Origin of the sequence: Enterococcus sp. 22-H-5-01, from assembly GCF_050310005.1 — a bacterium.
GTDB classification, from domain to species: Bacteria; Bacillota; Bacilli; order Lactobacillales; family Enterococcaceae; genus Enterococcus_A; species Enterococcus_A hailinensis.
This window is the reverse complement of sequence record NZ_CP189994.1, coordinates 381,564-402,876: the sequence shown is the minus strand read 5'-3', so window position 1 is coordinate 402,876 and position 21,313 is coordinate 381,564. Positions and strand designations below refer to the sequence as shown.

Sequence of the window (21,313 nt, the reverse complement as noted above, 5' to 3'; positions counted from 1 at the left end):
AATATGATTCATCTTTTAGAGAAAAAATCAGCACAAACGAAAAAACATCATGGCAAAACGAACCACTCAAAAGATACTAGTGCCACAAAATCATTAGGATTCAAAATAATATCGGTACTAGCGATCGGCTATATCACCACTAAAATCAAAAACCGCAAGAAAAATTAAAACAGGAAAAAGACGGGAGCTAAGTCATCTTTAGCTCCCGTCTTTTTATTGTTTTTTAAAAGACTGAATGATCAAGATTGCCCCAACGATCGCGCGGACGATGTTTGATTTGAGGTTCGATTTCATTGATTAATTTGGTCATGATATGATCAAATTGTTCTTTTTCTTCAGCGGTCAATGCTTCTAAAATAACCGGTTGAAAATCGTCAGATTGCTGAGCGGCTATTTTTCCTCGAGCAGTTAAAAAGATTTCCATTACACGTTTATCTTTTTGAGATTTCTCACGAGTGATATATTCTTTTTTTTCTAGTTTACGAATCATTTCAGAAGCAGATTGAGGACGCATATCCAATTGATTGACTAAGTCTTTTTGCGAAATTTTCCCATGTTCGCGAATAATACTTAGTATTTGTCCCTGTCCGCGATTTCTATTTTCAAATTTAAAAGGTCCACGAGTATTTTCCCTAAAAAATTGCATGAATAAGCTATTCAAACGCATATATTTTTGTGTTAGTTCAAGATTTAAATTTTTTTCATCCATGTGTATTTGTGACTCCTTCTCATCATTCCCTATCATTTTATCAGGTCACCGAAGTAATAGAAAGAATTATCTTAACGGGAAACGATTGATTTTCTATCTAGAGATAATTCTCAGCCTCATATTGTGTCAGCCAAAAATGAATCCCACCGGTCGAGTCCACCCAGCGATTTGGATTAAAATTTTCAGCTTCGACCCATTCGCCGACACGATAAATAAAATGATCGTCTACATAAGAAACCGCCTCGTTATAATTTTTATAAGTGTGCATATCTTTGATTGATAGGACTTTAGCTTTATCACAACGACAGCAAGTAGTTGTTGCGGAACTTCTTCGAGCTTCACTAGGGATCAATAGTTGTACAATACGATGGCCGTAGCATTTTTTATAACCCAAAAACGCGCCTTTAACAGGGCAGTGAAGGGCAAAAAACTTAGTTGTTGCATCAGAAATAATAGCCGTCAAATCAGCGTTTTCTAACTTTGCATGAAACAAATTAGTACCGGAAATATCAGCTTCATTTAGACTAGAAGCTTGAAAATCTGTACCTACCAATGAAGCATTTCGCAAAATACTTTGAGAAAAATCACAATCGATACATAAACAATTATCAAAATTTGCTCCGGTCAAATCGGCACCCAAAAAATTGACCTGTTTAAATATCAGATCATGAAAATTTGCAAATGACAATTTACGAAAAGAATAATCCTGGTTTTTTAAGACAGGCTGCATGGAATATCTCCCTTCTGTTAAATAAAGTTAATTCATTTTAGCATCTTTTGAAGAAGAAGATTCATGAAATTTAGTTTGGAAAGCAGTAGATGAATAATTGACAAATACTTAAAAAAAAATTTAAACTAAAAACGAACATACGTTTGTTTTTTAAAGGAGGCTTAATATGAATCTTTACGTAGATGAACCAGTTAGAGATGTATTTTGTATGGATTCAAAAAGTTTTTATGCTAGCGTGGAGTGTGTCGAGCATGATGTCCATCCTTTAGAGGCACTTTTAGTCGTGATGAGCGGCGATCGTGAGAATTCAGGCCTCGTTTTAGCCGCAAGTCCTAAAGCAAAAGAATTATTAGGCATTAGTAATGTGAGTCGCGGTTTTGAGATTCCTAATCATCCTGATTTGATCGTTGTACCTCCAAGGATGACACTTTATATTGATTACCATATGCGAATTCAAGAAATTTTTCGTCACTATATGGCGGATGAAGATATTCATACTTATAGCATCGATGAGCAGTTCGGTGATTTAACCCATAGTTGGAGACTATTTGGTGAGAGTCCAACAGAAGTAGCTAAGCAGATTCAGCGCCAAATTATGGAACAATTAGGGATTTATACTACTTTAGGAATTGGAGATAATCCATTGTTAGCTAAAATTGCGATGGATATTGAAGCTAAAAATGATTCTACGCGCTTTGCTGAATGGCATTATCAAGATGTTCCTAAAAAAATTTGGCCAATTAGATTAGGCGACTTTTGCGGAATCGGCCGACGAATGGAAAGACGTTACCAGTTAATGGGTTTTTACACGATGGGTGATTTGGCACATAGTGACCCATTTGAGTTGAAAAATCATTTTGGGGTCATGGGAATGCAACATTACATGCATGCGTGGGGGATTGACCGTTCCGTCTTGTCACAAAAAGATCTATATCCTAATAAAGAGAAATCGATCGGTAATTCTCAGATTTTACCAAAAAATTATGCCCGTAAATTAGACATCGTAATAGTTATTGCAGAGATTTGTGAGCAGGTTTCTCAAAGATTACGTAAAAAAAATTTATTAGGTGCTACGCTGCATTTAGGTATCAGTTACGCTTACTATGGAAATGGTAAGTGTGAGGGATTTCAACACCAGCAGAAAATATCCGCGACACAACAATCAAAAGAGTTAACCGCAGCAGCGATTGGGTTGTTCGAAAAGTATTGGGATCATTCGGAAGTCCGTAGAATAGCTATTACAGTTGCTAGCCTATCATCTGCAGGAAGTTTACAACTAAATCTTTTCGAAGAACCACAAAAAACAATCAAAGAAGATCAAATCGATGAGGTAATTGCTCAAATTAGAAGCCGTTATGAATTTGCATCGATTGTCCGAGCACATTCGATGATTGAAGGAGCAACAGCTATCAAACGAGCTGGTCTGGTTGGTGGACATGCAGGTGGAATGGAAGGACTTGAGTAACGATGATTTACGATGATGAAAGTGCAGAAAAACTTTTTCTTGAAGCTAAACGGGTTTACCAAGATCGCGGTATGCTGAAATGGGTAGGCTTTTATCTATCTGATCATACTGCAGAATTAACCAAAGATAGTCAGAAGCGAAATCATATCAACAAAGAAAAAGTGCAAATGAGCATGGAAGAAATTGGTGGACTGCTTCAACAGGCCTATTTAAAAAATCAGCGAGTCGCACTACAGCTATCCGCGTTAGATAATGAAGGGCAGTTTCAAGATGAGTTGGTTGGAAAGCTGGCTGGTCAAAGAGATAACTTGATTTTTTTAAATGAAGAAACGCGAGGGATACTTCAACTGACAATTGAACAAATTCATCATGCAGAAATTATTCTACCTCAAAAAATTCTTTCGCAAAAAACGAAGGAGATCAATGAATGAAAAAGTAAAAAGCCCTGACACAGTATGTCAGGGCTTTTATTTAAAAGATTTTAAATTCATTTAATGGCCAAAAACGTAAAACAACTTTTCCTTGAATCAAAGATTGATCTACAAAGCCGAAAATTCGGCTATCCTTTGAGATTAGACGATTGTCTCCTAAAACAAAATATTTATTGTCGGGAACTGTGACATCAAAATCATTGGTGAAGCTGGTCGCATTGGCAGCTTGTTCTTGGAAACCTGTACTGTACGAATATTCGCTTGCTAATTTATCTTTTTTGAATTTTTGCTTGTAATCATCAAGATAGGATTCATCGTATTTTTTTCCATTGACAGTCAGCACGTCATCTTTCATAATTACACGATCGCCAGGTAGTCCGATGATTCGTTTTACTACATAGACACTTTCATCATCAGGTTCTTTGGTAGTGATGATATCTTGTCGTTGGAGCGAAGATATTTTAGATGTAATCAAACGTTGTCCATCATGTAATGATGGATCCATTGAGTGTCCATCTACTTTGACAGGAGAAAAAACAAACATTCTAGCTAGAAAAACCAATAAGATAATTAGGACTATAGGAAGCCATTCTTTTAATTTATTATTCATAATTCACCTCGTTCGAAGATAATTTTATCATGCTTCAAAGTAAAAAGCTCTTGTTAACTTCTTTTGTATCAGAAAATTTTGATTCAACTAGAGAAAACAGCTTTTTTGTGGCACACTAAGAAGCATATCAACATAAATAAGGAGTAAATTTATGACACGCAATTATCCAGCTCCTCCGAGCCTACCACGTTCTTTTTCAAATCATTTTTATTTAGAAGATGAGGCCTTGATCGATGAAGTTCAGGTTGCCGATGATGATTATAGTTATTTGGAATTTGAAAACGTGATTATACGTCGCTCGTTTTTAGAAAAAGTTACCTTGCAGCGGACAAAATTGATCCGTTTTGAAGCTAGCAATACAGTATTTAAAAATTGTGATTTTTCAAATCTTGATTGGATTGGTGGGAGCTTCCATCAAGTGAACTTTGAAAATTGTAAGTTAACAGGGTGTAATTTCGCTGAGAGTTATTTACGAGATTGTCAATTTAAAGATTGTGTGATCAATTTCGGATCATTTAGCAATACAAATCTGAAAAATGTGGCTTTCGAAAATTGCCAATTAACGGATAGTGAGTTTTATGAAGTAACATGGAAGCATTTATTTCTTGTGAATAATCAATTTGACAATAGCAATTGGATGCGAACCAATTTAAAGGGCTTGAATTTTACACAGAATCAATTTAGCAAAATCGCTTTTTCAATGGAACAGCTTAGTGGACTGAAAGTTACGGCTTATCAAGCATTAATAATTGCTGCAGGCTTAGGACTAGAAATAACAGAATAAATACACCGGCTCTTAAGAATAAGAGCCGGTGTATTTATTACAAATGCCTAATTATTTCCGGCTTTAGTAATTCAAGACATTGGTTAGGGCGTTTGCGTAAAGTGTATATATTTTTTAGGATACAAACGTGATTTTAAAATAAATGTACGGTTATTTTATAAATAAATCTAAAGAAATGGTTATATTCTTTAAAACCTTTTGATATTTATCTTCAGAAAAAGTAGTATTCTTTGTGAAAGTAAATATAAGTGAACTTGTTAGGTGAGGCTCCTAAACAAACATAAGCTATTGCGCAGAAACGTCGAAAGACGCCAATGTGTAAAACAGGAATTGTCGGATTAAGGCTTTTCATAAAATAGCTAAGAGTAATTCTTTACGTTGTTTAGTGCTAAAACTCAGACGATGAGATTGTATGAGACACCAAACTTGTTAGTTCTTTTTGCTAACGTTTGGTGTCTTTTTTAGTTATTTGTGGTGCTGCTCTCGTCTATAACATCGACTTAGACGAAGAGGGGGAAATAAAGATGACGAAAAAGAAAAAGATCGATTGGCTTCTAGTACTGCCTTATTTAGGTACAAGCGTAATTGGTCTTTTAATGGTCTACAGCGCAAGTTCGTATCGCTTGATAGCGGCCGGTGAAAATCAATTTTCATTATTTATGAAGCAAGCAATTTTTATGGGACAAAGCTGGATAATCGTGTTACTGATTTATCGAGTAAAAAGTACGGTGATGCTACAGGGAAAGTTTGCCAAAATTTTATTGGTGATCGGATTAGTCAGTTTGGTTTTAGTCAAAGTCCACGGGGTGAGCATCAATGGAGCACAACGATGGGTATCGATTATGGGGATTCAATTTCAACCATCAGATGTGACCAACGTCGCATTGATCTTTTATTTGGCGTATTTCTTTCGTAAAGAACGAACAACTAGAGAGCTAGTTGCTCCCTGCAGTATCGTTTTCATCAGCAGTTTACTAGTCTTGTTCCAACCTAAAGTTACTGGAGCTATCATGATTTGGCTTATTGCGTTAGTGATTATATCAACAGCTCAATTTCCTTATCAATTAACAATTCTGATTTTTTTAGCGCTCGTTTTAGGTGCAGTAGCTGCGGGAGGGTTGATTCTTTTCTTAGGCAGTCATCAATTACTTCCGGGAATCTTCGCCCACACGTATGATCGGATTCGTTTAGTGGGAAACCCATTTTTAGATCCGTATGGTAAAGGTTTTCAAATGAGTAATTCTTATTACGCATTATATAATGGCGGATTTTTTGGTAGAGGGATCGGCAACAGCATTACCAAAAAAGGCTACTTACCTGTAGCAGAGACAGATTTTGTCTATTCTATTTTAGTTGAAGAATTAGGTTTGATCGTTGGTCTAATCGTTTTAGCAATGCTCTTTTTGATTATATTGCGTTTATTCGTATTAGCATCAAAAGAAACACAACAGCAAGTTAGTTTGATTTATTTTGGTGTTGGAACCCTTCTATTGATTCAAACAAGTATCAATATTGCGAGCATTTTAGGGTTGATCCCGATGACGGGGATTCCTTTACCCTTTATCAGTTATGGTGGAACAAGTTATCTTTTATTATCGATAGCGTTGGGTGTCTGCTTAAAATTTTCTTCGGAGGATCGTGCCAATGAAAAAACGCCTGAATTACGAATCATTTAATTATTCATTGTTTTTACCGATCCTAGTTTTTTATTTGATCAGTGTCATTGTTCAAACGATGGCGGCGAGTCTAGATGGTGCAAACGTAAAAAATGTCATGATCAAACAAATTATTTTTTGTTTTCTTTCTTTATTGGCGATGGGAATTGTTAGTCGTTTTAAAACTGCCACTTTTTTAAAATATGCACCGGTATTCTATGTCATTTCTTTAGGTATCATGGCTTTATTGTATTGGTTTTATGATCCAGCCATGTACTTAGTTACGGGAACAAAACGCTGGTTACGATTTGGTGGTTTTTCATTTCAACCATCGGAACTGATGAAATTAAGTTTTGTACTTTTTATGGTTCGTTTAACGGTGACTTATGAGATGAATTGTGCGGAACGGACCTTGAAAAGTGATTTGCGGTATTTAGGTAAAATTTTATTGTACAGTTTACCAACCTTTATTTTAATGTTCGTTCAACGTGATTTTGGGACTAGCTTAGTCTTTATTGCTATTTTAGGTGCGTTATTTGTTATATCTGGGATGCATTGGAAAATTTTAGCGGTAATTACTGGTTTAGGTGCTAGTGCAGGTGGTACGTTACTATTTTTAGTTTTTAGTAAATGGGGAAACAAATTACTTTATGCGCTGCACTTTAAGACCTATCAATTAGATCGGGTACGAGCTTGGGTCGATCCTTTTCAATACAAAGATTCCATCGCCTATCAGCAAGTTCAAAGTTTATATGCAATTGGATCTGGTGGATTGATTGGAAAGGGATCAGAGCAAACCGCTGTGTATGTGCCCGTACGCGAATCCGACATGATTTTCACTGTAGTAGGAGAGAATTTTGGTTTTATAGGTGCAACGTTTGTTGTGTTTCTTTACTTTTATTTATTTTACCAAATACTTTCTACTGCTATGCGGACCAATAATAAAGCCAATTTATACGTGGCCGTTTCTTTTGTTTTTGGCTTGTTGTTCCAAATTTTTGAAAATATTGGAGCAGCGATCGGAATTTTACCATTAACAGGGATTCCGCTGCCGATTTTGAGCCAAGGTGGGACATCGTTGATTGTTTTAGGAATCGGTTTAGGGATCATGATGGGATTCAAAGAAAATTAATAGAGAATAGAGGTTAATTATGCGAAAGAAATTTTTTTTAACTAGTAGTATCGCACTGGTAGCGTTACTAGGTCTTAGTATTGCGGTTACGTTAGATGCACATTGGTTGCAAGGGGTGGATCATTTTTTTATTGATCATCGCATCCCTAATATATCTGTTGTTACTACTATAGTAGGCTGGATTGCAAAAATAGCAACAATCGGACCAATTTTAGTATTATTTAGTTTATATTCACTATATTTGTTAAAAATAAAACAAAATAGATTGATTATATGGGGCTTTCTAAATCTATTTTTCGTAAGTGGAGTAGGCTATGTCTTAAAACATATCATTCAACGTACTAGGCCTGAGGAACTTCAATATATTACACGGGATTCTTATAGTTTTCCTAGCGGTCATTCTCTTTTGGTTACAACGTTAATTTGCTCGTTTTTAGTTGTATCTATTTTCTTAGAAAAGCGAGTGTCAAAAGAACAGAAACTGGGATTAGGTTTATTTGCATTGTTGATTATCGGAGGAAGAATTTATTTAGGAGTCCATTATGTTAGTGATGTTTTAGCAGGATTATTTCTAGCTGTAGGAGTTACTTTAGGAACGGCTGCTTTGTTTTATCGCTATTTGCTTTCTTTTCCGAGTAATTCAAGGAGAAGTCGGACTTCGCTATTTTCAACTTGGCAAAAATTACTCTTAGGCGGCTTAGTCGTATTACTGACTTTAGTTTCAGGAATTAGTGTATTTGCTTTAAAACTGCATCATAGCTCGCAAAAAGTGGCTGATTCTATGTATGCTCCGATTGAAAGGTCGGGGAAAACTAAATCTCCCGAAGCTTCAGAACCTATGAGTATTTTGATTCTTGGGATCGCCAATGATTCTAAACGCCAAACTGATTATCGTGCAAATACGATTATGGTTGCAACATTAAACAATGAAACGAAAAAGACGACATTGACGAGTATTCCTAGAGATTCATATACTGAAATCGTTGGAGCTGATTATGAAGATAAAATAAATCATGCCCATTCGATCGGCGGACCAGAAATGATCATGGATTCAGTAGAGAATATGCTAGATATACCACTGCATCATTATGTTTCTGTGAACATGGATGGTTTGGAAACATTAGTCGATGCCGTAGGTGGGGTGACGGTAGATAACGATTTTGCTTTTTCTGCGGAAGGAATCAATTATCCTAAAGGAAAACAGCACTTGAATGGTTGGGAAGCTCTTCAATACTCTAGAATGCGGTATGAAGATCCAATGGGAGATTATGGTAGGCAAGGCCGTCAAAGAGAAGTCATTGAATTATTGGTAGATAAGATCTTATCTCCGAAAAGTCTCTTCAATTACCAGAAAATCTTAGATAGCATCGGTGAAAATGGAAAAACAGATTTAACATTTGATCAAATGCAGCAAATATTGAAGAGTTATCGTTCGTCACTTAAACAAATTGATAGCGAACAACTTCAAGGTGAAGGTTTTACGGGTGATGGCTATACAGGAGAAGAAGGGATTTCTTACCAAATGATTCCCCAAGATGAATTAGATCGTGTAAAAGATTTGTTACATGTACAATTAAATTTGTAATTTCAATCTATGAAGGTCTACTTAGGTAATTACTAACTGATTCTTTAGTTATTTGCGTTATAATAGCTACAGAAAGGCGGGAAGTTATGCTTAGTCAGATAGTATTATTACTTGTGACCGGTGTTTTTGCTGGGATATTGGGCTCGATTTTAGGAATCGGCGGAGGAATTATTTTAACACCTTTTCTAACTTTGGTGATGGGATTAGATATTAAATATGCCATTGCAGCTAGTATTGTTTGTGTTATTGCCACTAGTTCAGGAGCAACTATCGCTTATTTAAAAGATGATATGTTGAATCTGCGTGTAGCGATGTTTTTAGAGATTGCGACGACAATTGGAGCAATCGTTGGGGCTTTGCTGTCAGGAATTGTTCCAACTGGTTTTCTATTTGTTTTATTCGGCGGGTTTCTCTTATTTTCCGTGGTGAACATGATTCAAAAATTACGCGGGAAAATGGAAAAAAAGAGTGTCAAAGCTTCCGTAGATTCTTTAGCCGAAAAATTGAAATTGAATGGTTCATATTATGATCAGGTTTTGGATGAACAAATCGATTATCAAGTCGAAAAAGTTCCAGGCGGTTTTGCGATGATGTTTGGAGCAGGAATCGCTTCCGGATTATTAGGTATCGGTAGTGGGGTATTCAAAGTGACTGCAATGGATACGATCATGAAAATGCCGCTGAAGCCCTCAAGTGCGACCAGTAATTTGATGATGGGTGTAACGGCAGCAGCGTCAGCAACCGTTTATTTTTTTAGTGGAGCTATTTTACCTCAAATTGCAGCTCCATTGGCTTTAGGTGTCTTAGCTGGAGCGACGATCGGTTCTAGAATCATGCAACGCATGAAACCGAAAGTGATACGAATGATTTTTATTCCAATTTTATTATTTATGGGAATTCAAATGGTTCTTCGTGGATTTGGGGTGATGATTTAATGGAAAATAAAGAAGAAATGTTAAAAATAGAGCGATCGATCGGCTACATTTTACGTATCGGGGTGATTGTGTCGGCAGTAATCATCTTGATAGGAATGTTATTGCTTTATTTCCAACCCGCCAATGATCAAGTACCAACTGATTTATGGTTGATTTTCCAAGGTGTACTCAAATTGAATGGTGAAGCATTTATTATGTTAGGACTATTTTGTTTGATTTTGACCCCGGTATTGCGAGTGGTTGTCTCGATAGTTGCTTTTGCAAAAGAGAAAGATTATTTGTATGTCATCATTACGCTGATTGTTTTAGTCATTTTGATTATTGGTATGACTTTTGGCTTAGTAGAAAAATAACCTTTTTTTCAGTCAATTAAAGTGGTAGGATGATAAAAAATGAGGAGGGGTTAGATGATAACTATTCGGGAAGCAACAACTGCGGACGCGCAGGAACTAGTCAAAATTTATGCACCGTATGTCAAAGAAACAACGATTACTTTTGATTACGAAGTGCCTAGTGAAAAAGAATTTTCTCAGCGAATCCTTGAGATTCAAGAAAAGTATCCTTATTTTGTAGCAGAAGAAAATGGTGGGATTTTAGGCTACGCTTACGCACATGCCTATAAAGACCGTGCTGCTTACGATTGGGCTGTGGAAGTCAGTGTTTATGTAAATCAAAATAAACGGGGCCATGGTGCAGGCAAACGATTGTATCAAGCATTAGAACAAGCACTGGACAAACAAAATGTCGCGATTCTAACTGCCTGCATTACCGGTGGAAATGATGGAAGTATTCACTTCCATGAGCAATTAGGCTATCAGCAAGTGGCTAGATTTCCTAAAATTGGTTATAAATTTGATCAATGGCATGATGTACTGTGGCTGCAAAAATTTTTGATCGAACCTCAAGGGGAACGGCCAGTTTTTATCCCATACAATCAATTATAGAAAAGACCACTAGCATGATAGGTGCTGGTGGTCTTTTTAATTAATTCAATTGGAAAAGAAAAACAATTAAGCTTAGAATACCTAAACCAGTAATAACGATGAACAATACCTTATCTCTTTTAGTATTGAAAATTGGTCGGTGGTATGTATGACTATTCCATAACCAAAAGACAAAGCTTAATGCATAGATCCCGATACAGTATAAAAGATTCAATGCACCTGATGAATACAGCATATAGATACTATAGAGGATTCCGCCGAACGCTAAAAGTTGTTGTCCTTTATGTTGTTTAGTACGAGCTACTTGCCACAAAAAAGCTGCCGATAAAACGTAAGGTACTAAGACCATAGTTGTTGCTGTATTTGTGACAGCTTCAAATGCATCCATCGCCCAACGTGAAATTAAAAAGACGATTTGCATGATAGCACCATTTACGATCAATGCGTTCACAGGAGCATTTTGTTTATTTGCTTTGCCAAGAAAGGCTGGAAACATTTTGTCTTGAGCAGCATCGAAAGAAATCTCAGCAGCTAAGATCGTCCATGAGATCCAAGCACCTAATACAGAAATGATGACACCAATATTGATCATGTTTGCGGCCCATTGTCCAGTGGATGCTTGTAGCACACCCCCTAAAGAAGGGCTAGATAAGTTCGCTAATTGTTCTTGTGGTAATGAACCAAAACTTAGCATAACAATTAAAACATAAATAGCTAAAGTGAGTGTATAACCAATCAATGTAGCTCGTCCAACATCACGAGCCCGTTTAGCGCGACCAGATAACACGACTGCACCTTCGATTCCTACGAATACCCACATAGTCTGCAACATGGCATGGCGAATTTGGGTTGGAATACTTCCTAGATGTTGCCCATTTGTTTCGATGTTTTTTGCAAAGACATCCAATGAAAAGATATGATACCTGAAATGAATGAATAAAAGAAAAATAGCCATTAAAATAGGGATAACTTTAGCACCTGTTGCGATTGTATTTAAAAGACTAGCTGTCCGAATACCACGAGCAACTAAAAAGATGACGCCCCAAATCATGAATGTTCCGAGAAATAGACCAATTCGTCCACCGGAACCACCGATTTGCGGTATAAATTTACTCAATGCATCTAAAAATAAAATGACAAACGAAACATTTCCGATAATATTGCTTAACCAGTAACCCCAAGCTGAATTAAAACCGACATAATCGCCAAATCCATCTTTGGCATAATAATAAATTCCGCCAATAATATCTGGTTCTTCTTTTGATAATGTTTGAAATACCCTGGCGATAAAGAAAACGCCCGTACCAGTAATGAACCAAGCAATTAGTGAGGCGATCACACCAGCTGATTGCGAGATACTACTTGGTAAATTGAAGACACCGCCCCCAAGCATTGACCCGATAACGATCATGCTTAAGCCTAAGAGACTCATCTCTTTTGTATGGTGAGTATCTTTTTGCTGTTGTTCCATAGGTTCCCCCTCATTCATATGTACTGTTATAAGAAATTTAACAGTAAAAAATAGCAAAAAAAACGCTGTTTCTATTCAAGCATATTTAACAACAAATAGCATTAGCATAAGATGAAACTCTAATGTTTTAAATTAGATCAGAATAATTAAATTCTAATCAAATTAATAAAAAAATATTAACTTGCTATACCAATCGTTTGTTATCCTTACAGTGTAAAAGTTAGGAGGGCTCGAATAGCACGATGAAACAAGAAAAGAACACTTCGAAAAATGAGGTAAAATCTACTGACTTTCTATTGGAAATGTTGGCGTTGTTCATTCTAATTTCTTTAACTATTTATGCCGTAAGAACCGGAAAGATTTTTTAATTTAAGAAATGATTTTGCTATTATTTGTTTTTTAAAACGTTTGAGTCCTTATATGATAAGGGCTCTTTTTTTTATCTTGTTATCAAAAGAAAAGATATCGAGAGGAAAAATTGCTAAATATTTTTGAAAAGGGGCAAAAAAGGGGCAAGGTGCTACAATTTTTCTAAATTCTCTTTTAATCGTTGTTTTGAATTCTTCGTAACGTGCGTATAAATCTTTTCAGTAATATCACTATGCTCATGCCCGACACGATCTTGAATAACATATAATGGAACATCTGATTCTGCTAATTTTGATATATGAGTGTGTCTAAAAATATGTAAACTCAAAGGCTTATCTATTTTCATTTTTTGTTTATGATTTCTTAGATAAGTATTTAATCCAGAATTTTGTAAAGGCGTGCCTCTCGACTTTTGAATAGAAAGTAAAAATATATGAAAATTTATTATTCCTATGGTGGCATAACAGCCGATGAGTATTGGTCAGATAAGAGTTTTGAAAAAATTTACAAACTAAATAATAGAAAAGATATGCCTGTTTTAAATTGAATAAAGGCTGTAAATCATCGGTGTTAAAGCTTTGAAAAAATACTGCCAATTAAAAAAACAAAAAGCTTACTACCATTAAGTAGATTACTTTTTGTTTTTTATCCTAAGTTTTCCAAGTAGGAGTTACATGAATAATATATCCTCGGTAGTAGCATATTAGCAAGTAGAAAAACATTATACTCAGTGTGCTAATAATAGCGATCCATTTAACTGCTTTTTCAGAAGTAGTTAGCTTATACTTATAATTAACTAACTGAGCTAAGGGTAAAAAACATATAATAAAAGGATGGAGATATCTACCACTTAATTCATCTAGGGGGTGGGTGGGGCGTCCTAAGCTAAGATAAAAGGCTGCAAATATACCAACCCAATTTAACAAAAAGACTGATACATTTCCTATGATAAATATATTGTCCCACTTGTAGCTTTTTTCAGTTAACATTACAAAAAAGAGACATAATATCCAAAATATATTTAGGAAATCTGGTAAGATCGTAGAAACAACATTGAACAAAGATTCGCCCCTTCGACCCATTGTAGCAACGTTAATGTAAGAGTTAAAAAATTGTTTAGTAAAGTTAATAAGTCCGAATTTAGAATTCATTAAAACAATAAACATTACGAATAAGATTGACATTAATAGCCAAAAAAATAATTTTACTCTCCTATTTTGATCAATATATAACTGTTTAAGAGGATTAGTAATCATAGGTAAAAAAAGTAATAAAGGTAATGCAAAGACATAATTACTTTTAGAAAATAAAATCATAATTATTGTAACCAAGCTGAATAAAATATCCCGTGTAGATAGTTCTTTAAAACGATTGAATTTTGCTAGCTTTAACACATTAACACCAAATACGGCCAATGAGACATAAGCAAAAACATCATAACTCGGGCTAGCTATTTTTTGTAAAAAGGGAACAGAAAACATCATTACTAGTGACCATTTTCCGCCATTACTAAATTTTATGATGAAAAACAAGCAAGTAGCAAAAAAGATTAAATTAGTAAATCTAGCAAAGAGTAACATGATACCATAACTTGGATAAATATATCTACCAATTAAGACACCAATAGCAGAAGGTAAGTGACCTAAATCGATTTTTGCAGTAATATTGTTTTCTTTTTGGATATTAATTTTGAAAGAATCATTTTCAACATCAGAAAGTCTAGTTTTAAAAAAATCGTTCAAATCAAATCCATTGTGTAGAGGATCTTGAGAAGTATTTATCATTTCAAACTGTCTTAGTGCGTCAGGTTGCATTGATTTAGGCATATCTTTAGAAAAAATAGTATAGCTTCGACTCAAATGGTATCCTTCATCCCCATTAGTCAGGGGGAGAGTTAAAAACATTGAAATAATTCCAAATAGCATGACAGAAAAAAGAAAAAATTTCTCAGGAGAATTTTCACTGTAATTCGCATGCCTGCTCATTATTCTTTTCACGTATTATTGTTCCTACTTTCTTTATAAAATTATTTATGCAAATAATATTATATCATGCTAGTTTAAGATTTTGTTCCGATTATTATGTAAAAAATTCCACAGAGAAATTATGCTAATTAAATCACTATTCTATTAAAATTCACTTTCATTTTAGTTTTGCCAATTATGGAATGGTTCTTCGTTATGAATCTATCCATTCTATATCTGCTATAAAATATTTTATAAAAATAAAGGTATAAATATAGACAAACTGTTGATAGTGACAAAACTATTATGGGTGAAAAAGGCTGTTCCGATCTTTATCTTATAAACTGGTATATAATCAAATCATAAAGAAAAAAATTGAAATGAGGGATACTATGAGTAATAAGATGTTAGTTTTAGTCGGAAGCGATGGTAAACCAGAAAATGCTTTTAGAAAAGCGGTCGAACTGGCTGAAAAAGAAAAAAGCGAATTACATGTTTTGATTTATAATACAACTTTAAAAGAAAATATTGCTTTAGAAGAAAGTGAAGAATTTTCTTTAGAAGATAGTTATATGGGAGAATTGACCGTACCAGATGTACAATTGATGGAAGATTTAGATGAAGAAAATCAGGCAGAAATAAAAGAATTTGTTTCGAGTATTAAATTGAGTAATCCGGATAACTTGATTATTTCATATGTGTCTTATGGATTAAAAAAAGCTGTCCTTAATTATGCGAATGAAAAAGAGATCGATTTGGTCATTTTAGGGCAAGAGGAGTCTCTTTATACACGCTTAACCTTTGATTCATTGATCAAACATCTAGCTAACAAATCAGCAAGCAATTTATTGATCATCCAATAATAAAAAGATCTTTTCTTTCAATTACGAAAGAAAAGATCTTTTTTAGTTTGTAGTGAATTTTTCTAACTCTTTCATTTTATCAATGATCAATGCGGGTGTGATGGGTTCTTTCATTAAATGAATCGTTTCTTCTGGAGCACAGGCACGCTCAGCGATAGCTTGATAGTCACTCTCTGTTAACTGTAATTGTAAGTCTTTCAAGCTGGTTGGTAAATGTAATTGATGATAAAAAGGTAACAAGGCTTCTATTTCTTGTAGTTTTCTTTCGATCATTAGTTGGACCAAGATGCCATAGGCTACTTTATTTCCGTGAAGTTGTTTATGACTATCGGGTAGAACCGTCATCGCATCATGGATTGAATGCGCACCAGCCGTTCGGCCATATTCATCGCCAAATCCCCCAACCATTCCGGCTAACAAAATGTTTGTTTCGACTACATCGATAAATGATTGATTGATTTTTTTGTTTTCCATGGCCTCAAGTGCATAGGTGCTTTCTTGTAATAAAATATCACGACATTTCTTAGCAGCGAACTCTGTAACTTGTACTTCGATCGGCAATATGTCTAGTTGTGAGATGATGGCAGAGGCTTCATACCATTTGGCTAAGGTATCACCGATACCAGCTACCATCAATTCTTTTGGTGAATGAAGAAGAATTTCAGGATCAATCAAAACTAAATCGGTTGCTTTTGGAAAAATATCGTACCGTACCATGACATCCGTTTCGTCATAAATGACACTTAACGGTGTATATGCAGCACAAGTTGCAGCTAATGTCGGCAAGATAATGATCGGCAAGTGTGCTTTATAGGCTGTAAATTTTGCTAAATCAGCGACTTTCCCTCCGCCGACAGCAATGATACCATCAAATTTTTCATTTATGCATAAAGACGCAAAAAATTCCGCTGCTTTATCTGTACATTGGCCGCCATAATAATGAAAATTTTGTGAGATAGCTAATTTAGGGAAATGAGGTTTAACCGCTTCCCAAGAATCTTTTCCGTGAATTATCAACACATTTTTTATTTTTCGGCGTTCAAGGTGCGAAGGTAAACTTTCCCAAGCCTTTGTTTTAAGCTCATATTCTTGTGGAGCACCACGAAAATCAGTTGTTTTGTCATCTCAAAACTTCTTTCATCATTTTTTTATTTAAATCTTTTTTTATTATAATAGGTGTGGTAGTATAAGTGCAAGTTGTTTTTGAATATTTATTCTTTAATTATTCATATATTTATATTATTATTCAATTAAAAGGAGCGGAATAAATGAAAAAGAAGGTTTGGCTACTGCTAGGACTAGTAGTATTACTACTAAATTGTTTACCGATAAAAGCTCATGGAGCAGAAAAAGATGCAATCTATGAACGTATCCAACAAAGTGGAGAATTGGTTGTAGGTCTTTCAGCTGATTATGCACCATATGAATTCCATGCCGATGTGAATGGCCAGGATAAAATTGTTGGATTTGATATTTCGATTGCAGAAAAAATCGCTAAAGACATGGGCGTAAAATTAAAGATCGAAGAATTAGGTTTCGATGCCTTATTAGGAGCATTGAAAACGGGGAAAATCGATTTAATTATTTCTGGGATGTCGATTACTGAAGAACGACTAAAAGAAGTTGATTTTTCAGATCCTTATTTTGTAGTTCAACAAAAAGTGTTAGTGCGCAAAGATGACAAAAATAAATACAAAACCACTGATGATTTCGAAGGAGTTTCTGTAGGGGCACAAAAACAGACAACACAAGAAGCGCTGGTCAAAAATGAAATGACGGGTGCCGACTTGACCTCATTACAAAAGGTTCCAGATTTGATCAATAATTTGCTGAATAAAAAAGTCAATGCGGTGGTATTGGAACAGCCAGTGGCAGAAGCCTATGCCCAACAAAGTAAGGACCTGGCAATTGCTTCGGTTGGCTTTGAACAAGGAGAAAAAGTCACTGCTATCGCTATGTCAAAAAATACTCCTGAGCTGAAACAACATGTTAATGCATCGATCAAAACGATCAATGATAAAGATCTATTAACCGGTTATAAAAAGAAAGCGAATGAATTGATGTTCCAAGAAGACCAATCATTCTTGCAAAAATATGGTCCTTACTATTTAAGTGGGGCCAAATATACGATTCTATTAGCTTTTGTCGGTGTTTTATTCGGTTTGATCTTTGGTAGTTTATTAGCATTGATGAAACTAAGCAAAAATAAATTATTGAAAGCTTTAGCAGTTATTTATATTGAATACGTACGTGGAACACCGTTATTAGTCCAAATCTTTATCGTGTATTTTGGAACAGGGGTTGTAGGACTAGATCTTTCGAAATTATTAGCTGGCTGTATCGCTGTTTCGTTGAATAGTGCGGCTTATGTGGCGGAAATTGTTCGTGCAGGTATCAATGCTGTCAATAAAGGACAGATGGAAGCAGCTCGTTCATTAGGAATGAATCAAAAAGAAGCGATGCGTTTCATTATCTTCCCGCAAGCCATCAAGAATATTTTGCCGGCATTAGGCAATGAATTTGTGACGATCATCAAAGAATCATCGGTTGTTTCAGTCATTGGTGTATCCGAACTGATCTTCCAAACAGGTGTCGTGCAGGGAGCAAGTTTCAAACCATTCTTGCCATACGTTCTAGTATCGTTGATTTACTTTGCGATGACTTTCTGTATTTCCCGTCTATTAGGTTTAGTTGAAAGGAGAATGGGATTGAATGATTAATGTAAAACAATTATCTAAAAATTTTGGTGAAAATGAAGTGTTAAAAGCGATTGATCTAAATGTCAAAGATGGGGAGGTCGTCGTTATCATCGGACCCTCTGGCAGTGGGAAAAGTACGATTTTACGTTGCTTGAATCTACTAGAGGAACCAACTTCAGGCGAAATCTTTTTTGAAGACCAGAAGATCACCGCTCCGGATAGCAACATCGATAAGATTCGTCAAAAAATGGGAATGGTTTTCCAAAGTTTTAATTTGTTCCCGCATATGAGTGTATTAGAAAATCTAACGATCACACCTGTCAAAATAAAAAAAGAAGATCCAGCAGCTGCAAAACAAAAAGCATTAGCGTTGCTAGATCAAGTGGGATTAAAAGAAAAAGCAGAAAGTTATCCATCGAATCTATCGGGTGGGCAACAGCAACGGGTAGCAATCGCGCGAGCATTAGCGATGAATCCGGATGTGATGTTGTTCGATGAGCCGACCTCTGCTTTAGATCCGGAAATGGTCGGAGAGGTCTTAACAGTTATGCAAGACTTAGCCAAAGAAGGAATGACGATGGTCGTGGTCACACATGAAATGGGCTTTGCTAGAGAAGTGGCCGACCGAGTGATCTTTATGGCAGATGGAGTGATCCAAGAAGAGGGGACACCAGAAGAAATATTTGATCATCCGCAAAATAGTCGGACGCAGGATTTCTTAAATAAAGTTTTGTAGCCAAAATTAGCAGGAGGATATAGGATGGACAAGAACAAAATAGCCCAACGTTTTCAACAACCGGCTGAAAATTTACTGATGAATATTGCAATTTTAGCAAAAGAGCAAGAGGATATTATTGATTTATCGATCGGAGATCCGGACATCATCACGAATCAAAAAATCATTGATGCTGTATATCAGGAGGTAAAACAAGGAGCGACTAAATATACTGCCCCTGCCGGCAGTAAAGAGTTATTGTCGACGATCATCGATTATTATCAAAAAAAATACGATCTAACGTTCCAATTGGATCAAGTTCGGGCGACAGTCGGGGCGTTGCATGCGATTTATTTAGCTTTGCAAGCGATCTTAGATCCCGGTGATGAAGTTATTTTACACGAACCATATTTTTCACCCTACAAAGAGCAAGTAGTTCTCTCTGGTGGGACACCAGTTTTTGTTCCGACCTATGAAAAAAATGATTTTCAAATTGATGTGGCTGATTTAAAAGCTGCAATCACAGATAAAACGAAAGCTATTTTGATCAACTCGCCGAACAATCCAACGGGAGCGGTTTTTTCAGCAGAAACATTGAAGGAGATCGCCCAAGTTGCGATTGAACATGAACTTTTCATTATTTCAGATGAGATTTATGAGGATTTTGCTTTCAAAGAAACTTTTGTTCCAATGGCACGCTTGGCGCCGGAAAATACTATCACGATCAGCGGGTTATCAAAAGGATTTGCTATGACCGGATGGCGTCTAGGCTATATGATTGCTCCTGCTTACATCAATCAAATTGCTGGAGTCATCAATGAAAGCATCACTTATTCAGCTCCAACTGCTTCTCAACGTGCAGGAATCTATGCGTTGAATCATTATGAAGAATTCGTACCGCCAACAGTCGTGATTTTTAAAGATCGTTTAGCTTATATTGAAGAACGAGTTAATGAAATTGATTATTTATCGCTAAATTCAGTCGCGGGCAGTATGTATGCATTTATTAATATTAGTAAAAGTGGTTTAGGTTCAGTGGCTTTTGTTGAAAAAATATTAGCAGAAACAGGAGTACTATTTGTTCCCGGCAAAGCTTTTGGTGAAACGGTCGGCGATGAGTATATTCGTTTAGCAGCTACACAACCAAAAGCGGTCTTAAAAGAAGCATTTGATCGTTTAGCCAAAGTCCAATTTTAAAGCTAAAAAGTATTCGGTCTTTAACAGGAAGATCAAATACTTTTTTGTTTTTAAACAATCGCGGAAAGTGTGAAAGGATTACTATTTACCTGATAGCCAGAAAGCTTTATCATAGAGATAGAATAGATTACGGGAGGCTGACATGAATAAATTTAAAAAAATGGTCGCGATTGAACCGACAAAGTTGTTGCCAGAATGGGATGAAAAATTAAAAGAGTTAGCGGAAGAAGCAATTTTTTATGAAGACATTCCTGCGGATACTAAAACAGTCATTGAACGAATCGGTGATGCGGATTGTGTGATGCTAAGTTTTACTAGCTTTATCGATCAAGAAGCATTAGCGGCGTGTCCCAACATTCGTTATATTGGATTGTGCGCGAGTCTATATTCACCTGAAAATGCCAATGTCGACATTCGTTATGCGAAAAAAAATGGAATCGTTGTTACTGGAGTGCGTGACTATGGCGATGAGGGTGTTAAAGAATATGCGATCAGTGAATTGGTTCGTCTGCTTCAAGGACGTGGTCCTGCGATGTGGAAAGAAGAACCCATGGAATTGACCGATGTTAAAGTTGGAATCGTCGGAATGGGAACAGTGGGCAGTTTATTGGCTAAAACAATGAAGTTCTTTGGTATGGATGTTAACTATTACAGCCGCACTCGTAAACCATTACTTGAAGAAGACTTGGCGATGACTTATTATCCATTGGATCAGTTGTTGCAAGAAGTGGATATTTTAATTACTTGCTTGAATAAAAATGTTGTTTTATTAGATGAAAAAGCATTCGAATTATTTGGCAATGGGAAAATATTGATGAATGTTTCGATCGCACCATCCCATGAACTACCTGCACTAAAACAGTGGCTAGAACAGCCAGGAAATTTTGCATTTAGTGATACTGAAGCTGGACTAGGTGAAGAAGTGATCGGAATGAAAAATGTTTTTGCGGGAAAAACGAATGCGGGGTTGACGTCGAAGGCTAAAGTTCGGTTAGCCCAAAAAGTGATTCAAAATATCGAAATATTTTTAAATAGTTAAAATGAAAAAGAGGATT

Annotated in this window: 20 protein-coding genes, 2 pseudogenes and 1 riboswitch; of the genes and pseudogenes, 15 read left to right on the top strand and 7 right to left on the bottom strand. The window is 35.8% G+C overall.

The features are described from left to right. The first annotated feature begins 3 nt into the window (after nt 1-3). Entirely contained in the window at nt 4-168 is a 165-nt protein-coding gene (locus tag ACQKTA_RS12915) for a hypothetical protein (RefSeq protein ID WP_427814686.1), read from the top strand. A gap of 55 nt (nt 169-223) precedes the next feature. Here the strand turns inward: ACQKTA_RS12915 and ACQKTA_RS12910 are convergent, their stop codons facing one another. Together ACQKTA_RS12910 and ACQKTA_RS12905 are read right to left on the bottom strand one after the other, a co-directional pair. Further along, on the bottom strand, nt 224-709 hold the full coding sequence (locus ACQKTA_RS12910; RefSeq protein ID WP_427814685.1) for a MarR family winged helix-turn-helix transcriptional regulator: 486 nt from the start codon (nt 707-709) through the stop codon (nt 224-226). 97 nt (nt 710-806) lie between these two features. Next, a complete protein-coding gene (locus ACQKTA_RS12905; RefSeq protein ID WP_427814684.1) occupies nt 807-1,439 on the bottom strand; it encodes a pentapeptide repeat-containing protein in 633 nt (210 codons plus the stop codon). Between the two features lie 166 nt (nt 1,440-1,605). Here ACQKTA_RS12905 and ACQKTA_RS12900 point away from each other — a divergent pair, with 166 nt between their 5' ends. After that, the gene (locus ACQKTA_RS12900; RefSeq protein WP_427814683.1) at nt 1,606-2,904 is read left to right on the top strand and encodes a Y-family DNA polymerase; all 1,299 of its coding nucleotides are present in this window, start codon (nt 1,606-1,608) and stop codon (nt 2,902-2,904) included. Nucleotides 2,905-2,906: 2 nt separating this feature from the next. Then, complete coding sequence (locus ACQKTA_RS12895) at nt 2,907-3,335, top strand: hypothetical protein (RefSeq protein ID WP_427814682.1); 429 nt, start codon at nt 2,907-2,909, stop codon at nt 3,333-3,335. Nucleotides 3,336-3,375: 40 nt separating this feature from the next. Here the strand turns inward: ACQKTA_RS12895 and lepB are convergent, their stop codons facing one another. After that, nucleotides 3,376-3,945 (bottom strand): signal peptidase I, encoded by a 570-nt coding sequence (gene lepB, locus ACQKTA_RS12890; protein ID WP_332580945.1) that lies wholly within the window; start codon nt 3,943-3,945, stop codon nt 3,376-3,378. A 151-nt stretch (nt 3,946-4,096) separates the two neighbouring features. Here lepB and ACQKTA_RS12885 point away from each other — a divergent pair, with 151 nt between their 5' ends. The 7 genes from ACQKTA_RS12885 to ACQKTA_RS12855 all read left to right on the top strand — a co-directional run bounded on the left by ACQKTA_RS12885 (nt 4,097) and on the right by ACQKTA_RS12855 (nt 10,980). Next, nucleotides 4,097-4,729, top strand: a complete 633-nt coding sequence (locus tag ACQKTA_RS12885; RefSeq protein WP_427814681.1) for a pentapeptide repeat-containing protein — start codon at nt 4,097-4,099, stop codon at nt 4,727-4,729. Nucleotides 4,730-4,975: 246 nt separating this feature from the next. Beyond that, nucleotides 4,976-5,143: riboswitch (M-box (ykoK) riboswitch) on the top strand. A 110-nt stretch (nt 5,144-5,253) separates the two neighbouring features. Continuing rightward, nucleotides 5,254-6,405 (top strand): FtsW/RodA/SpoVE family cell cycle protein, encoded by a 1,152-nt coding sequence (locus ACQKTA_RS12880; protein ID WP_427814680.1) that lies wholly within the window; start codon nt 5,254-5,256, stop codon nt 6,403-6,405. Beyond that, on the top strand, nt 6,374-7,516 hold the full coding sequence (locus ACQKTA_RS12875) for an FtsW/RodA/SpoVE family cell cycle protein (RefSeq protein WP_427814679.1): 1,143 nt from the start codon (nt 6,374-6,376) through the stop codon (nt 7,514-7,516). The genes ACQKTA_RS12880 and ACQKTA_RS12875 overlap by 32 nt, the downstream gene beginning before the upstream one ends. A 19-nt stretch (nt 7,517-7,535) precedes the next feature. Continuing rightward, entirely contained in the window at nt 7,536-9,101 is a 1,566-nt protein-coding gene (locus ACQKTA_RS12870) for a phosphatase PAP2/LCP family protein (RefSeq protein WP_427814678.1), read from the top strand. Between the two features lie 86 nt (nt 9,102-9,187). Beyond that, complete coding sequence (locus tag ACQKTA_RS12865) at nt 9,188-10,036, top strand: sulfite exporter TauE/SafE family protein (RefSeq protein WP_407856168.1); 849 nt, start codon at nt 9,188-9,190, stop codon at nt 10,034-10,036. Beyond that, nucleotides 10,036-10,389 (top strand): DUF1634 domain-containing protein, encoded by a 354-nt coding sequence (locus ACQKTA_RS12860; RefSeq protein WP_427814677.1) that lies wholly within the window; start codon nt 10,036-10,038, stop codon nt 10,387-10,389. Before ACQKTA_RS12865 ends, ACQKTA_RS12860 begins: the two co-directional genes overlap by 1 nt. A 54-nt stretch (nt 10,390-10,443) precedes the next feature. Beyond that, on the top strand, nt 10,444-10,980 hold the full coding sequence (locus ACQKTA_RS12855; RefSeq protein WP_407856169.1) for a GNAT family N-acetyltransferase: 537 nt from the start codon (nt 10,444-10,446) through the stop codon (nt 10,978-10,980). A gap of 40 nt (nt 10,981-11,020) precedes the next feature. Here ACQKTA_RS12855 and ACQKTA_RS12850 read toward each other — a convergent pair whose 3' ends face one another. From ACQKTA_RS12850 to ACQKTA_RS12840, 3 genes and pseudogenes are all read right to left on the bottom strand, one after another. Further along, nucleotides 11,021-12,451: a basic amino acid/polyamine antiporter gene (locus ACQKTA_RS12850; protein WP_427814676.1), complete on the bottom strand. Its 1,431-nt coding sequence runs from the start codon at nt 12,449-12,451 to the stop codon at nt 11,021-11,023. A 520-nt stretch (nt 12,452-12,971) separates the two neighbouring features. Continuing rightward, a pseudogene (locus ACQKTA_RS12845) lies at nt 12,972-13,235 on the bottom strand (tyrosine-type recombinase/integrase); the annotation flags it as partial. Nucleotides 13,236-13,470: 235 nt separating this feature from the next. Next, on the bottom strand, nt 13,471-14,817 hold the full coding sequence (locus tag ACQKTA_RS12840; RefSeq protein WP_427814675.1) for a DUF2142 domain-containing protein: 1,347 nt from the start codon (nt 14,815-14,817) through the stop codon (nt 13,471-13,473). A gap of 359 nt (nt 14,818-15,176) precedes the next feature. On the opposite strand from ACQKTA_RS12840, the gene ACQKTA_RS12835 reads away from it, so the two are divergent. Beyond that, entirely contained in the window at nt 15,177-15,647 is a 471-nt protein-coding gene (locus ACQKTA_RS12835; protein ID WP_427814674.1) for a universal stress protein, read from the top strand. A 42-nt stretch (nt 15,648-15,689) separates the two neighbouring features. Here ACQKTA_RS12835 and ACQKTA_RS12830 read toward each other — a convergent pair. Next, a pseudogene (locus tag ACQKTA_RS12830) lies at nt 15,690-16,771 on the bottom strand (iron-containing alcohol dehydrogenase family protein). Between the two features lie 144 nt (nt 16,772-16,915). Here ACQKTA_RS12830 and ACQKTA_RS12825 point away from each other — a divergent pair. The 4 genes from ACQKTA_RS12825 (at nt 16,916) to ACQKTA_RS12810 (ending at nt 21,297) form a co-directional block, all read left to right on the top strand. Then, nucleotides 16,916-18,367, top strand: coding sequence for an ABC transporter substrate-binding protein/permease (locus ACQKTA_RS12825; RefSeq protein ID WP_427814673.1), 1,452 nt, complete (start codon nt 16,916-16,918; stop codon nt 18,365-18,367). Beyond that, a complete protein-coding gene (locus ACQKTA_RS12820; protein WP_427814672.1) occupies nt 18,360-19,082 on the top strand; it encodes an amino acid ABC transporter ATP-binding protein in 723 nt (240 codons plus the stop codon). The genes ACQKTA_RS12825 and ACQKTA_RS12820 overlap by 8 nt, the downstream gene beginning before the upstream one ends. Nucleotides 19,083-19,106: 24 nt before the next feature. Next, a complete protein-coding gene (locus ACQKTA_RS12815) occupies nt 19,107-20,258 on the top strand; it encodes a pyridoxal phosphate-dependent aminotransferase (RefSeq protein ID WP_427814671.1) in 1,152 nt (383 codons plus the stop codon). 142 nt (nt 20,259-20,400) lie between these two features. Next, the gene (locus ACQKTA_RS12810; RefSeq protein WP_427814670.1) at nt 20,401-21,297 is read left to right on the top strand and encodes an NAD(P)-dependent oxidoreductase; all 897 of its coding nucleotides are present in this window, start codon (nt 20,401-20,403) and stop codon (nt 21,295-21,297) included. Nucleotides 21,298-21,313: the final 16 nt, after the last annotated feature.